The sequence below is a fragment of the Candidatus Kuenenbacteria bacterium HGW-Kuenenbacteria-1 genome (assembly GCA_002839745.1).
Lineage (GTDB): Bacteria > Patescibacteriota > Patescibacteriia > UBA2591 > PGYQ01 > PGYQ01.
This window is the reverse complement of the sequence record PGYQ01000013.1, coordinates 1-15,064: the sequence shown is the minus strand read 5'-3', so window position 1 is coordinate 15,064 and position 15,064 is coordinate 1. Positions and strand designations below refer to the sequence as shown.

At 26.2% G+C, this 15,064-nt stretch carries 14 protein-coding genes, 1 tRNA gene and 1 pseudogene; 8 read left to right on the top strand and 8 right to left on the bottom strand.

Annotated features, from left to right (window positions below):
• Together CVV26_02690 and CVV26_02685 are read right to left on the bottom strand one after the other, a co-directional pair.
• Positions 1 to 288: hypothetical protein (locus tag CVV26_02690; protein PKL72194.1), on the bottom strand; the 288-nt coding region annotated here is incomplete at its 3' end.
• Between the two features lie 65 nt (positions 289 to 353).
• Entirely contained in the window at positions 354 to 2,495 is a 2,142-nt protein-coding gene (locus CVV26_02685) for a cell division protein FtsK (protein ID PKL72193.1), read from the bottom strand.
• 62 nt (positions 2,496 to 2,557) lie between these two features.
• On the opposite strand from CVV26_02685, the gene CVV26_02680 reads away from it, so the two are divergent.
• The 4 genes from CVV26_02680 to CVV26_02665 all read left to right on the top strand — a co-directional run bounded on the left by CVV26_02680 (position 2,558) and on the right by CVV26_02665 (position 7,091).
• Positions 2,558 to 4,156: a hypothetical protein gene (locus tag CVV26_02680; protein ID PKL72192.1), complete on the top strand. Its 1,599-nt coding sequence runs from the start codon at positions 2,558 to 2,560 to the stop codon at positions 4,154 to 4,156.
• Positions 4,157 to 4,275: 119 nt separating this feature from the next.
• Complete coding sequence (locus CVV26_02675; protein ID PKL72191.1) at positions 4,276 to 5,016, top strand: hypothetical protein; 741 nt, start codon at positions 4,276 to 4,278, stop codon at positions 5,014 to 5,016.
• A gap of 482 nt (positions 5,017 to 5,498) precedes the next feature.
• Complete coding sequence (locus tag CVV26_02670) at positions 5,499 to 6,296, top strand: hypothetical protein (protein PKL72190.1); 798 nt, start codon at positions 5,499 to 5,501, stop codon at positions 6,294 to 6,296.
• Between the two features lie 72 nt (positions 6,297 to 6,368).
• A complete protein-coding gene (locus CVV26_02665; GenBank protein PKL72189.1) occupies positions 6,369 to 7,091 on the top strand; it encodes a dolichyl-phosphate beta-D-mannosyltransferase in 723 nt (240 codons plus the stop codon).
• Positions 7,092 to 7,279: 188 nt separating this feature from the next.
• On the opposite strand, the gene CVV26_02660 is transcribed toward CVV26_02665, so the two are convergent.
• From CVV26_02660 to rpsF, 6 genes are all read right to left on the bottom strand, one after another.
• Positions 7,280 to 7,681, bottom strand: a complete 402-nt coding sequence (locus CVV26_02660; GenBank protein ID PKL72188.1) for a hypothetical protein — start codon at positions 7,679 to 7,681, stop codon at positions 7,280 to 7,282.
• Between the two features lie 55 nt (positions 7,682 to 7,736).
• Complete coding sequence (yidD, locus tag CVV26_02655) at positions 7,737 to 8,006, bottom strand: membrane protein insertion efficiency factor YidD (protein ID PKL72187.1); 270 nt, start codon at positions 8,004 to 8,006, stop codon at positions 7,737 to 7,739.
• Between the two features lie 21 nt (positions 8,007 to 8,027).
• Positions 8,028 to 8,585, bottom strand: coding sequence for an elongation factor P (gene efp / locus CVV26_02650; protein ID PKL72186.1), 558 nt, complete (start codon positions 8,583 to 8,585; stop codon positions 8,028 to 8,030).
• 66 nt (positions 8,586 to 8,651) lie between these two features.
• Positions 8,652 to 8,879 carry a 30S ribosomal protein S18 gene (rpsR, locus tag CVV26_02645; GenBank protein PKL72185.1) on the bottom strand — a complete coding sequence of 76 codons (228 nt, stop codon included), beginning with the start codon at positions 8,877 to 8,879 and terminating at the stop codon, positions 8,652 to 8,654.
• Positions 8,880 to 8,921: 42 nt separating this feature from the next.
• A complete protein-coding gene (locus CVV26_02640; GenBank protein ID PKL72184.1) occupies positions 8,922 to 9,356 on the bottom strand; it encodes a single-stranded DNA-binding protein in 435 nt (144 codons plus the stop codon).
• Positions 9,357 to 9,402: 46 nt separating this feature from the next.
• Entirely contained in the window at positions 9,403 to 9,855 is a 453-nt protein-coding gene (rpsF, locus tag CVV26_02635) for a 30S ribosomal protein S6 (protein PKL72183.1), read from the bottom strand.
• Positions 9,856 to 9,982: 127 nt separating this feature from the next.
• On the opposite strand from rpsF, the gene CVV26_02630 reads away from it, so the two are divergent.
• From CVV26_02630 to CVV26_02615, 4 genes and pseudogenes are all read left to right on the top strand, one after another.
• The gene (locus tag CVV26_02630; GenBank protein ID PKL72182.1) at positions 9,983 to 11,212 is read left to right on the top strand and encodes a hypothetical protein; all 1,230 of its coding nucleotides are present in this window, start codon (positions 9,983 to 9,985) and stop codon (positions 11,210 to 11,212) included.
• A 31-nt stretch (positions 11,213 to 11,243) separates the two neighbouring features.
• Positions 11,244 to 11,335 (top strand) — tRNA-Ser (locus CVV26_02625).
• Positions 11,336 to 11,627: 292 nt separating this feature from the next.
• Entirely contained in the window at positions 11,628 to 14,147 is a 2,520-nt protein-coding gene (locus CVV26_02620) for an ATP-dependent Clp protease ATP-binding subunit ClpC (GenBank protein ID PKL72181.1), read from the top strand.
• A gap of 108 nt (positions 14,148 to 14,255) precedes the next feature.
• Positions 14,256 to 14,963, top strand: a pseudogene (locus tag CVV26_02615) (NAD(P)-dependent oxidoreductase).
• The last annotated feature ends 101 nt before the right edge of the window (positions 14,964 to 15,064 follow it).

Genomic DNA, 15,064 nt, shown 5'->3' with positions numbered 1-15,064 from the left:
AATTTTGTAAGGAGATTCTGAAGGAAAAGTTGAAATAATTTTTTCTTTAGTTTCAAAATCTTCTTTTTTATAAAATTTCAAAATATTATTATAAAATCCAAATCTTCTTTGTTTCCGACATTCTGGACATAATTTTGGTTCTGGTACGCGTAGCATTTTATAAAATTCAATATCTTCTGAAAAAATATCAAAAACACTTTGACATTGCTGGCAGGTTTTTTGATGAGGTTTTAGCTTTTCCAAAATCTCATCTAGAGCTTTATCAAATTGTGGTGTTTTAGATAACATAAAAATATATTACAAAAGTTAAATCCCTATATGTTTTTATATTACTTTTTTAGAGTTTAAAAAAATTAAAAATTATTTATAACTTCTTCCTTGGAATCAATGTATATTTCTCTCGGTTTAGCACCATCAACTGGACCAATAATCCCTTGATCTTCCAATAAATCTAACAATCGCGCGGCGCGCGCATAACCAATGCGTAATCGTCTTTGCAATAATGACGCTGAAGCTTTTTTATATTTCAAAATTACTTCTTTGGCTTGAGCAAATAATTCATCATCACTATTATTAATATCAGAATCCATTGAAAAATTTTCAACATTAGAAACTTTTGATGTCTCAATAGTTTCTTCTATTGAGTCTGGCTCTTGCGTTTCTTTAATAAAATCTACCACTTTTTTTATCTCTGAATTAGAAACAAAAGCGCATTGTATACGTTTTGGTTTGGAAAATTCTGGAGAAAGATATAACATATCTCCTCGACCCAATAATTTTTCCGCTCCACTAGCATCTAAAATAGTTCGAGAATCAATTGAAGAAGCGACATTAAAAGCAATTCGCGTAGTAATATTGGCTTTAATTAATCCAGTAATAATATTTACTGATGGCCGTTGCGTCGCTAAAATTAAATGAATACCAACGGCTCGAGCCATTTGTGCCAATCGAATAATTAAAGCCTCAGCATCTGAAGCGGCTTGCATCATTAAATCAGCCATTTCGTCAATCACAATAATAATATATGGTAATTTGTTTTCCGCTTGCTGATTATATTCTTTAATGTTTTGTTGTCTAGCTCCAGAAAGTAAATAAAAACGACGATCCATTTCGCTGACTGCCCATTTTAAAGCATTAATTGCTTTTTGAATATCAATAATAACTGGAGTCAATAAATGCGGAATACCTTCATACATGATTAATTCCACTTTTTTTGGATCAATAAAAATAAATTTTAATTGATCAGACTGATTTTTGTATAATAAACTAACAATAAAACTATTAAGCCCAACGGTTTTTCCAGCGCCTGTTGCTCCAGCAATTAAAAGGTGAGGCATTTTAATTAAATCAGCAGTCCATACTTTTCCAGCCACATCTTTTCCTAAAGCAAATGTTAAACGAGAATCACTAGTTTTAAATTCTTCAGCTTCTAAAATTTCTCTCAAACCCACAATAGCAGTTGATTTATTTGGAACCTCAATGCCTACTAAAGATTCTCCTGGAATTGGAGCTTCAATTCTAATTGGATGAGCTGCCAAAGTCAAAGATAAATCATTATGTAAAGCAGTAATTTTGGAAAGCTTTATTCCATCGCTGGGTTTTAAAGAATATTGGGTTATTGTTGGGCCTACTTTTATTTCTTTCATTTCCACTGGAATACCAAAATTTGCCAAGGTTCTTTGAATAATTATTTGATTATTTTGAGTATTTCCACTTGTAGGTTTTTGATAATTTTTTTCCAATAAATCTATGGGTAAATTGATTTGATGAATAGGTTTTGTTTTTTTAATTAATGGGCTTAACTCTTGAAATAAATTAACTTGCTCTTTTTCCTGAGGTTCAACTCCGATGGCCATCGAAGTATTTTGTAAAGGTAAAAAATCTTTTGTTTCCGCTTTTAAATATTGATTTTTTTTATCTTGATCTTTTTGTTTTTGTTTAAATTTTATGTTTTTTATTTTTTCATAAAGTTTAATAAAAAAATTATACCAAGCCAGCAAAGAAGTATTAAACATTAACAAAAGGCCAATAATTAAACTAGCGCTTAAAATTATTTGTGTTCCCCATATGCCCATTAATTTATTTAATGGATAATTAATTAAAAATCCCAAATATCCGCCATTATTAATCTGAGAAAAACCTGTTTGAAAATTGACTGGCAAAGGAGTAAAAAATTGAAGTAATCCAACAAGACTTAAAATAAATAAAAAAAGCCCTAAATAATTTGTTCTATTAAAAACATATTTAGCGCTTAATAATAAATAAGAAAAAATAATTAAAATAAATGGAAGTGTCCATCGCCCCCAGCCAAAAAATAATTGTAAAAAATGATCTAAAAATTTTCCAAAATTGCCAGTCGCTTCAATTAAACTCAAAAAACAAATTAAGGCAAAAGCAATTAGCAAAACAGCTTCTATACCCTTTCTTGTTTCTGAATTAATTTCAAAATGAAATTTGAATTTTTTATTTTTTTGTTTATCCTTTTTGTTTTTCATTAAAGCATTTTAACATATTTTAGAATTTTTACCAAAACCTAAATTAATGCTACAATAATTATATGAAAAAAATTAATTTTACAAAAATTATTTGGGCATTATTTTATATTTTTGTTTTTTGTTTTCTATTGTCTAATTCTTATAAATATTTAGATCCGGACTTAGGCTGGCATTTAAAAGTGGGTGAACAAATTATCAATGAAAAAGCCATACCAACTTTTGATCATTATAATTGGACTTTGGAAGGCAAACAATGGGTTGATCACGAATGGCTAATGAATGTGATTACATTTTGGATATATGACAATTTTGGCTATTTTAGTATTAATATATTCTTTGTTTTAATTGCGCTTACGGTATTAATTATTTTAAATTTATTTACTCAAAAATATTTTCTCAAAGAAAAAAATGCTTTGCTTTTTATTTTGATTTTTCAATATTTAGGATTAAAAGCAATGGCTCCACATTTAGGAATAAGAATACAGGAAATTACTTTATTAAATTTACTACTATTACTAATAATTATTTATAATTATGAAAAAAATAAAAATTATAAAATATTATTTTGGCTCTTGCCTCTTTTTTATCTTTGGGCTTGTTTTCACGCTGGATTTCTCATTGGTATTTTTATAATGTTTTTTTGGTTAGCAGTTAAAATAATTGAAATAATAATCGCTAAATATAAAATTGCTCAATTTATTGATTTAAAGAATAAACTTAATTTAAAAAATATTTACACATTTTTTTCTTTTACTATTCTTGGCATTTTGACAACATTTTTCACGCCATACGGATTAAAACTTTACAATTTTTTGGGTGGTTATAGTAACAGTTTTTATATGACCCACATTCAAGAATGGCTCCCATTTTATTCTTTGCCAATTATTTATTGGCAATTATTATATACCGCTTTTGTCGCGACAGTAATTTTATTATTAATAATTGACGCGATAAAAAAAGAAAAGAAAATAGATTTATGGCAAACATTGCTTTCTTTATTTTTTATCATTTTAGCGCTTAAATCAAAAAGACATTTCCCATTATTGTTTATTGTTTCTTTTCCAATGGTTATAATTTTTTTTACCAATTTATTTAATCTAAAAAAAATATTTAAAAAACTGCCACACCACTTACTTTTAAGTAAAACATATTTAATTATTGCTTTTTTACTCATTATTATCAGCCAATTTATTAAAGTAAATTTTACATCTGATCCATTTTTATCTTTTAATAACGATTATCCTCAGAAAGCAATAATTTTTTTAAAAAATAATCCGCAATATGATAATTTAAAATTATTTAATCCTTATGGCTGGGGCGGTTATTTAATTTGGACTTTGCCAGAAAGAAAACTTTTTATTGATGGCCGTTTACCACAATATAAATTTGCTAAACATACTTTTTTAGAAGAATATTATGATTTTTTTAATAAAGAAAAAACAAAAAACAAATTAGATAAATACAATATTCAATTAGTTTTATTAGACATTAAAGAAAAAAAATATCATTTAAATTGGTTTGAAAAATATTTTTTGGATTTTAACGAGGAAGAAATTAACAAAAATGCAAATAAAAATCAAGTAAAAGATTATTTAAATAATTCCAATGAATGGGAAAAAGTTTACAACGATGAAATAAGTAATATTTATGTTAAAAAATAAAATTTCAAAACAATTTTTAATTAATTTTTAATTTTAAATTCAGAAAATAAATTAATTTATTTTAATATACCGCGTATTCCTTTTGGCTTAACTATTTATGGCATTGCTAAAAAATAATTATGTTTATAGAATTTTGTTTGCCAGTTCACAATGAAGAAAAAATTTTAAAAAGTAATGTTTTGAAATTATTTGATTATTGCAATAATCAAAATTTTGATTTTATATGGCAAATAGTAATAATAAATAATGGCTCGCAAGATAATTCTGAAAAAATATGCAAAGAGTTATCTGATAAGTATAAAAAAATAAAAATAGAAAATATTAAACAAGCAGGAAAAGGATGCGCATTAAAATTTTATTGGCAAAAAAGTAATGCTGATATTATTGTTTATATGGATATTGATTTAGCTGTTTCTTTAAAAAATATTCCTGATTTAATTAATCCAATTACTAAAGAAAATTATGATTTAACAATTGGTTCCAGACTATTGCCAGATTCTAAAATTAAAAGATCTTTTATTAGAGAATTGAGTTCGCAAGTATATAATTTTTTATCAAGAATAATTTTAAACCATAATTTTTCTGATTTGCAATGTGGATTTAAAGCGATTAGAACCGATATTTTTAAAAAAATTGCGCCTCACATTAAAAATAATGAATGGTTTTTTGACACAGAACTGTTTGTTTTTGCTAAATATTTTGGTTATAAAATAGAAGAAATCCCAGTTAACTGGAATGAAAATAGATACAATCAGAGAAAAAGCAAGGTAAATTTAATAAAAGATTCCATTAAGTTTTTGATAAATTTAATTAAATTAAAAATAAGATTAATAGAAGAAAAAAACATTAAGATAAAATGAAAATTATTTTGTTAGAGTGCTAGTCATTTCAAGGATTCTGTTATTCTTAATATTTATTTGGATTTGAATTTAAATTTGAAGAAAAAATTTCAAAGGAACCAAAAATTTGGAAAAAAACATACAAAAATGCCGAGTTTAAAATAATAAATAAATAATTATTTGGATTTTATTTTATGAAACGAATATTTGTAATTTTTTTAATGTGGATTTTAATTGTAAATATTTTTGCGCTTTTCACGTTAAATAGATTTAATTTAAAAAGCGATACGGCTTATAATTGGATTAATCCCAATGAATTTTATCAAGAACAAAAATGGGATTTAGTTTCTCTTCATAATAGATGAGATTCATTTTGGTATTTAGATATTGCTCAAAATGGATATTCTTTTAATGGCATTGAAAAATCATCTAATATCGCCTTTTTTCCTTTATATCCTACTCTTATTAAAGCAACCTCTTTTTTAATAAATAAAAATTTTATTTTGGCGGGTTGGATTTTAAGTATTATTTTTCTTTTTTTATCTCTTTTATATTTTTTTAAATTAATTAAAAAATTTCATCCAGAAATTGATCCTTATTTGCTTATTTTTTTATTGATTATTTTCCCGAATGCTTTTTTCTTAAATGCAATTTATGCTGAATCGTTATTCCTTTTTCTTTCTTTGGCTTCTTTTTATTACGCGTTAAAAAAACAATTTATCTTAGCGGGAATATTTGGATTTTTTGCCTCTTTAACTCGGCCAACGGGAATATTTTTATTTGTCCCTCTTATGTGGGAATATTTAAAAAATTATAATTTTAATTTAATTCGTTCTTTAAATTTAAAAATTTTGTCAATTTTTTTTATTCCCATTGGCGCTTTAAGTTTTTTTCTTTATCATTATTTTAAATTTGGCGATTTCTTTTTATTTTTTAAAGTATCAAGTTGGTGGGGTAGATCCTTTGAATTAAATAAAGAGCATTTCCTATTTTTTAGCAATCCGGCAATTGTAAATTTTTGTTTAGATATTTCTTTTGTAATTTTTATTTTAATAAGTATTTATTTTATTTTTAAAAAATTACGCATTTCTTACGGTCTTTATGCGTTAACAACACTAGCGGTTGCATTAAGCACAGGAACATTTATGAGTATTGAACGATTTATTTTAGTTTTATTTCCAATTTATATTTTAGGAGCTTCAATAAAAAACCAATATTTACAACAAGCATGGATATTAATTTCCATTCTTTTTTTGGCGATGAATATTACGCTATTTGTTAATAATTATTGGGCAGGATAATTTTATTGACTTGTTGAAGACTGTCTTCAACAAGTCTGACAAATTTTGTTTATTTTATTTTTTTAAAAATTTATGGAAAAAAATATTTTTATTATCATTCCGACTTATAACGAAAAAGAAAATGTTCAGGAATTAATAGAAAAAATTTTTTCTCTAAAAATAGAAAAACTTCAGGTTTTGATTGTTGATGATAATTCGCCAGATAAAACTGGAAATGAAGTAGAAAAATTAAAATTAAAATATCCGTCGCTTTATCTTATTCGCCGAGAAAAAAAATTAGGATTGGGAAGTGCTTATATTGCCGGTTTTAAATTTGCTTTAGATAAAAAAGCTGATTTAATTTTTCAAATGGACGCGGATCTTTCTCATAATCCAAAAGAAATTCCAAATTTTTTAGATCAAATAAATAAAGGGTTTGATGTTATTGTCGGTTCAAGAAAAATAGCTGGTGGCAAAATTATTGGCTGGGGAATTTCACGACATTTAATGAGTTTTGGGGCTAATTGGTGTTCCCAATGGATTTTAAAATTAAAAACCCACGATTTAACCAGCGGGTTTAGATGTTATAGGAGAGAGGTTTTAGAAACAATAAATTTAGAAAAAATAAAAAGCAACGGCTATTCTTTTTTAGAAGAAACGATTTATTTTTGCGAGAGAAAAAACTTTAAAATTAAAGAAATTCCCATTATTTTTTTAGATCGTCAAAAGGGAAAATCAAAATTATCTCACAAGGAAATCATCAATTTTTTTCTTACTATTTTTAGACTTAAAATAAAAGAATTATTTTTAAACTAACGTGCAACACGGATTAAACCCGTAATTTATTGCTTTTCTTTAAAAATTTTATTTATAAATTTTTCCTTAACTGAAAGCAAAAATAGGTTTAGTTTTTTTAGGGCTTGACAATGGCTAAAATTAGCTATTTAGCTTAAAAAATAAAAAAAACTAAGCTCCTTTTAAAAAAATTTAATAAAAATGTTTTTTTATTTCTTAAAAACCCAAAATTTATAACCAAAAAAGTTACAAAAAAGAGAAATAAAAATAGCCAAAAGTTTGGCAATATTTATCCAAAGCAATTGAGAGACACCAAAAAATGGAGAAACAAAAGTAGCAACACTATAAACAATGCTAGTGTTAATAACACAACTAATAAGACTAATAAGAAAAAAATTAGAAAAGGAGCTAAGCTCCTTTTTTTTAAAAACCCAAAATTTATTTAAAAAATAACTATTTACGGTTGCTAAAGAAAATGCAATAAAATTTAATACTCCCAACCAACCACCCTTATAAATTCCTGTTGCCAAAATCAAAAAATTGAAAAAAACAAGGTCTAATCCAGTATTAATTATCCCAACTATAGAAAATTTTAAAAATTGTTTAATCATAAAATCTAAATAAAAATAACCGGCAAAACCGGATATTTTTATTTACTTTAATAAATTATTTAAGAGGATCATATCCTCCCTTATTAACAGGATTGCATCTTAATAAACGCCACATAGCCTTTAAACCACCCATAATTACGCCATATTTTTCTATTGCCAAACAAGCATATTCAGAACAAGTAGGCTTAAACCGACATTGTCCATAAGGTTTTAAAAACTTTAACCAACTATGATCCAAAGAAAAAAAAATTTGATAAAAACGAATAAGCTTTACAGCAAAAATTCTTGGGACAATAAATATAAAATTAGATAAAAGTTTAAACATTTATTTATAATTTATAATTTCTTAAGCTCGCTCTACATATTCCCCTGTCTCAGTATTAATTAAAATTTTATCGCCTTGATTAATAAATAAAGGAGCATTAATTTTCAATCCAGTTTCACAAACAATAACCTTGGAAGCGCCTTGAGCAGAATTCCCTTTTACTCCAAGAGGAGCTTCTATTACTTCTAAAACAACTTTTGGCGGTAATTTTATATTAACAGGTTGATTATTAAAATTTAATACCTCTACTTCTTGTTCTTCTTTAAGAAAATTTATTTTCTCATTCGCTTGATTAATTGGAAAAGAAAATTGTTCATAAGTTTCATTGTCCATTAAATAAATATTATTTTCATCTTTATATAAAAAATTAGCCCTACTTTTTTCCAAAGAAGCTTCTTTTATTTTTTCATAACTCTTAAATGTTTTTTCTAAAACATTACTATTAATTAAATTTTTAATTTTAGTTCTTAAAAGCGCGCCCCCACGCCCCATTTTTACATGTTGCGTAGATTGAATAACATAAGGTTCATTTTCTATTTCAATAATTGTTCCAATTTTTAAATCAGATATTGATAACATAAATTATGTGTTAGCTTTTTAAATTTTTTAAGAAGCTAGAAAGCTAATTTCTAAAAAGCCATTTTATTACTTTTTAACAAATGGTAAAAGAGCCATAATTCTCGCTCTTTTTATTGCTTCAGCTAATATTCTTTGATGTTTAACGCAAACACCACTTCTTCTTCGAGAAACAATTTTAGCATAAGAAGAAATAAACCTTTGTAAGGTTTGAATGTCTAAATAATCAATATAATTAATTTTGTTAAAACAAAAAAAACAATATTTTTTTACAGTACTTGTTGTTGTATTAGGCATAAAAAAATTAATTTAAAATTTATAATTTATAATTTATAATTTCTAAAACGGTATTTCTTTTATATCAATTTCCTCTTCAGAAGATTGAGATTGAGAAAATTTAACTTGTGAATTATTTTCTTGAGCGGATTCTGTCGAAGGAGCATTTTGAACACGAGGACCCATTTGCATATTTTCGGCAATAATTTCAGTTCGTGTTTTTTTAACACCATCTTGTCCTTCCCATGTCTTTGTTTCTATTCGTCCCTCTATTAATACTAATTGTCCTTTATTAAGATATTGATTACATATTTCAGCCAATTTTCCCCAAGCAACAATATTATGAAATTCAACTTTTTCTTGTTTTTGCCCATCTCCGCCAGTCCAAAAACGATTAGTCGCTATTCCAAAAGAAGTAACTGTTTGGCCACTTGGAGTTGTTCTAGCTTCAGGATTTCGAGTTATTCTTCCAATAATTATAGCTTTATTAAAATTCATATTTTCTCCTTTAATTCATTGTTAAAATGAATATTAATTAATTAAATTATTCATGACTTAAAATTTTATCCAATTTTTCTTCATCTAATTCATCAAAAGAAATTTTTGGTTTTTTAATTATAGCTATTTTTTTATCTTCTTCTTCTTCTTTCTCTTCTTCTTTAGATATTTTTACTTCTGAAGGTATTTTAGTTAAAGATTTCTCTATAAGAGACGGTTTAGTTTTAATAATTTGATATCTAATAATATTTGAATTTAATCTCAAATCTTTATTAAGTTTTTTAGAATTAATTGGTTCTAAATTAAAAAAAACTCTAAAATAAATCCCATAACGAGCTTGTTTGATAGGATAACTTAATTTTCTTCTCCCAATTTCTATTGTTTTGATAATATTGCCATCGTTCTTTTGAAGAAGAAATTCAATTTGTTCTTTAACTGAAGAAATTTCTAAATCAGTAAATTGATTTGAAATAATATAAAGTAAATCGTAAAGTTGCATAAAAAAATAAATAAAATTAAATATAGAATTATTGTTGATAATTTAACATAAATTAAAAAAATACGCAAATTTCCAAAATATGCTATAATAAAATGCATTATTAGTTTTTAAGCTTTTATTTTTATATATGCAATATTGTTTTATATTAGGACATAATCCAACTTTATCAATAATAGAAATATTAAATGTTTTTTTATTATTTAAAATTGATGTTCAAATAATTTCTTTTTCTGAAGAAGTACTTTTATTAAATGTGGCTAACTTGTTTCCATTAGATAATTTTTTTTCTCGTTTAGGCGGAACAATTAAAATAGGAGAAATAAAAAAAGATTATGAAAATTTTGACAAAATAGATATAAATGAAATTTTAGAATTATTAAATATTCAAAAAAATAAAAAAGTTTATTTTGGATTAAGCCTTTATAATCTAGGCACGGCCATTCCCTTTAACATAAAAGCTGACATTAAAATGTTGGCCATAAAAATTAAAAGAAAACTACAAGAACAAGGGCTTAAAGCTCGTTGGGTAATTTCTCAAGAAAAAAATCTTTCCAGTGTAGTTGTTGAAAAAAATAAATTAATAGACCAAGGAGCTGAAATTTTAATTTTAATAGAAAAAAACAAAATTTATTTAGGTAAAACTTTAATTGTTCAAGAATTTGAAAAATATAGTCAAAGAGATTTTAATCGGCCTTTTCGCGAAATTCAAAAAGGAATGATTCCCCCGAAATTGGCTCAAATAATGATTAATTTAGGACAAATAAAAAAAGATTGGGTTGTTTTAGATCCTTTTTGTGGATCTGGAACAGTTTTACAAGAAGCAATTTTAATGAAATATAAAAATATAATTGGGAGTGATCTTGATTTGAATTCAGTTAAAATAACTACTAAAAATTTAGAATGGCTCTTTGAAAAGTTTAAAATTAAAAGTGCAAAATGTAAAGTTGAAATTTCCCAATGTAATGCAATGAATTTGTCTAAAAAAATACAACTTAATTCTATTGACGCGATAATTTCTGAACCTTATTTAGGACCAATGAAAAATAATAGAAATATACAAAAAACAATTCAAGAACTATCAGAATTATATTTAAAAAGTTTTGAGGAATTTAAAAAAATTTTAAAAAAAGAGGGGGTAATTGTAATAATATTCCCTGTTTTTGTATATTTTAAAAATGAATTATTGTTTTTACCAATTTTAGAACAAATTAAAAAAATAGGTTGGAAAATTGATTTAGAACTACCAGCAGAATTATTTAAAAAATCCATTATTAAAATCACTCCTCGAAATTCCATTATTTATTCAAGATTAGATCAAAGAGTTTTAAGAGAGATATTTATTTTTAGAAAAGTTTAAAAATGAGAAATTTTTAACTTTTAACTTTTTAGGAGAGATGGCTGAGTGGTTGAAGGCGACGGTCTCGAACACCGTTGTCCGATATTCATCGGACCGTGGGTTCAAATCCCACTCTCTCCGCCAATTTTCAGATTGCAACTTTTGGACAAAATCCGAACCTTTTTTGACGAAAATCCGGACTGCGAATTTTAATTGTCGCGTTTCGCACAGCAGAGCAAAAAACTTTTCAAGATGAGTTTAAAAAAGTTAAACAAAAAAAATTAGAATATGGCAAACAGTTTAGATAAAAAATAATTTTTATTAGATAGAATATTTCTAAATGGACTTAATATTAACAGCCATTGACATTTTTTTTGGGCCTATTAAAATATAAGCAAAACTACAAAACAATTTTAAATTAAAAATTATTTTTTATATGAACATCACAAAAACAAACAACAATAGCATTGCGCAAAAATTTACCGAATACCTAAATAGGGTATTTTCTGAAGCTCAAGACTTAGCTTTTATTTTAAATTCTCCTGAAATAACCCCCGAACATTTATTTTATAGCATTTCTTTAGTTAAGGGGAGTTTGGGCAAAGAAATTTTAGAGAAAGTAGGGATAGAAACAGAAAAAATTAAAACTTTATTTTTCCCTGCTGATCAAATTTTTTATTCTCAAAACTCTAAAAAAACGATAATCCAAAGAAACAAAATTATTCAACTTTCTATTTTATCTCAAAAAATTCTCGTTAAAACTGTCTTAATTGCTGCCCAAAATCAACATAAATATATTGGAACAGAACATTTATTGCTTGCTCTTGTTCAAACAGAATCTCCTTTTTTTAAAAAATTATGGAAAGAGAAAAAAATAGATATTAAATCTTTTAATAAACAATTAAAAGATATTTTAAAAGCCACTTCTAAATTTTCTGAATTAATTAGTCCTTTTGAATATCAAAAAATAAAAGATTTTCCTAAAATTAAAAAGGATTCCGCTTTAAATTTTTTCTGCACTGATTTAACTGATTCTAAAATTCAAAAATCAATTGACCCTGTAATTGGTAGAGAAGAAGAAATTAATCGTATGATTGATATTCTTTCCCGCCGAACAAAAAATAATCCTATTTTAATTGGCGAGCCAGGAGTAGGAAAAACAGCGATAGTTGAAGGCTTAGCAAAAAGAATTTTATTGGGGCAAGTGCCAGATATTTTAATTAATAAAAAAATTTTTACTTTAGATTTAAGCACTGTGGTTGCTGGCGCATCATTTAGGGGAGAATTTGAAATTCGTTTTAAACAAATTATTGAAGAGGTTAAAAGAAATTCAAATATTATTTTATTTATTGATGAAATTCATACACTTGTGGGAGCTGGCAATGTTCCTGGATCTTTAGATGCAGCAAATATTTTAAAACCTGCCTTGGCTCATGGCGAAATTCACTTAATTGGAGCAACTACTTTGAGTGAATATAAAAAATATATTGAAGAAGAAACAGCGCTAGAAAGAAGATTCCAGCCTATTTTAGTTAATGAACCAAACATAGAAACAACTTTTCAAATTTTAAAGGGATTAAAAAATAATTATGAAACTTTTCATCAAATATTTATCACGGATGAAGCATTAACCGCTGCCTGTGTTTTAAGCAAACAATTTATTCCTTCTAAATTTTTACCAGACAAAGCCATTGATTTAATCGATGAAACAGCTTCTAGAATTAAGGTTATTAAAACCAAAGACAATTTCTTTAAAGAAATTAGAAAATTAGAAAATGAATTAGAAATTATAGAAGAAGAAAAAAAAGATGCTATTTTAAAAGAAGATTTTGAAAAAGCGATTATTTTAAAAGAACAAACCAATAAACTTTTGGATAAAATAAATGAACTTTATCAAAAAACAAAAGAAGAAAAAAAGGAAATTTTAGGGAAAATAACCGAAAAAGAAATAAGAGAAACAATTTCTAAAATCACTAAAGTTCCAATTCAAAAATTAATTTCTGATGAAAAAAAACAATTAATAAATTTGGAAGAAACTTTAAAAGAAAAAATTATCAATCAAGATCAAGCAATTAAAGAAGTTAGTGAATGTATTCGTTGTTCTCGTTTGGGATTAATGTCAGCAAATAGACCATTAAGCTCTTTCCTTTTTTTGGGTCCTAGCGGTGTTGGAAAAACAGAATTAGCCAAAATTTTAGCCAAAATAATTTTTGTTGATGAAAGCGCTTTTATTAGAATTGATATGTCTGAATTTAGCGAAAGTTTTAATATTTCTAAATTGATTGGCGCTCCAGCTGGTTATGTTGGCTATAAAGAAAGCGGAAAATTAACTGACACCGTTAAAACAAGACCTTATTCATTAATTCTTTTTGATGAAATTGAAAAAGCGCATCCTGATGTTTTAAATTTATTGCTTCAGGTTTTGGAAGATGGCCATTTAACTGACGCGATTGGACGAAAAATTAATTTTAAAAATACAATTATTGTTATGACCTCTAATATTGGTGTGGAAAAATTTAATCAAAGCGCTCAAATAGGATTTGATGTTAAAGATGAAAAAAAAGATAAGACCTTAAAAGAAAATTATAAAGAAATAAAAAAAGAAATTTTAAAAGATTTACCTTCTCGTTTTCGTCCTGAATTTTTAAATCGATTGGATAAAATTTTGGTTTTTCAACCATTAAATCTTAAAGGATTAGAAAAAATAGTTCTTTTGCAAATAGAAGAATTAAATAATAATTTAGCGTTAAAAAATTTAAGTCTTGAATTAACAAACGAAGCTGTTCAATTTATCGCCAAAAAAAGTTTTGCTCCAGAACAAGGCGCAAGATCAATTCGCAAAACAATTCAGGGTTTAATTATCAACCCAATCGCTCAAAAAATGTTGGAGGATAAATTTAAAAAAAATCAGACAATTGAAGTTCAAGTGGAAAAAGGAAAATTAATTTTAAGTTAAATTTAATGTTTGGGAGTACGACCCCCAAACACGTGAAGATGGACATCAGAGGAATGACAGAAAGAGAAAAATACAGGCATTATATTTAAATATTTTAATATTTAGGATATGAAACTAAAAAATAAAATTATTGTTATCACTGGCGCAAGTGATGGAATTGGAAAATAAATTGCCCTTAGACTTGCAAAGGAAAATAGCAAATTGGCTCTTATTGCAAGGGACGAAAAAAAGCTTAATAGAGTTTGTAAAGAAGCAAAAAAATTAGGAGCAATTGATGTTAAAATTTATACTTGCGATATTCGCCAAACTGACAAATTAGAAACAACAATAAAAAACATCGTCTCTGATTTTGGAACCGTTGATATTCTCATTAACAATGCTGGCATTTGGCAAAAAATTATGCCAATCGATAAAATTTCAAAAGAGATAGTTGATGATGTAATTGAAACCAACTTGTCAGCGCTCATTCACACTACGCGTTTACTACTTCCCACACTGCGCGTCAGAGATGAAGCTGTAATTATTAATGTAATTTCTCAATCAGGCGTTGTAGCGCAGAAAGGACAATCTGTTTATACCGCTAGTAAATATGGAGTTCATGGATTTACTGAAGTACTCAAAGCTGATTTAAAGGGCAGTAATATTAGAGTCGCTGGCGTTTATCAAAGTGGCACAAACACTAAAATGTTTGAAAAAACTGGCGAAAATTTTTCTACAAAAAAATTTACTAATCCTTCTGACTTAGCCGATGTTGTTGCTTATATGTTGACTAGACCAGATAAAATTTGGCTACATGATGTTCGCGTGGAATATTAATTGGGTTAATAGACATTTTGGGTGCTTTTTATTTTAGTAATTCTTTGATCACTTTTATTCTTCGTTTTGATTTTAAGCCTCGGTGAATATTTATGAACATT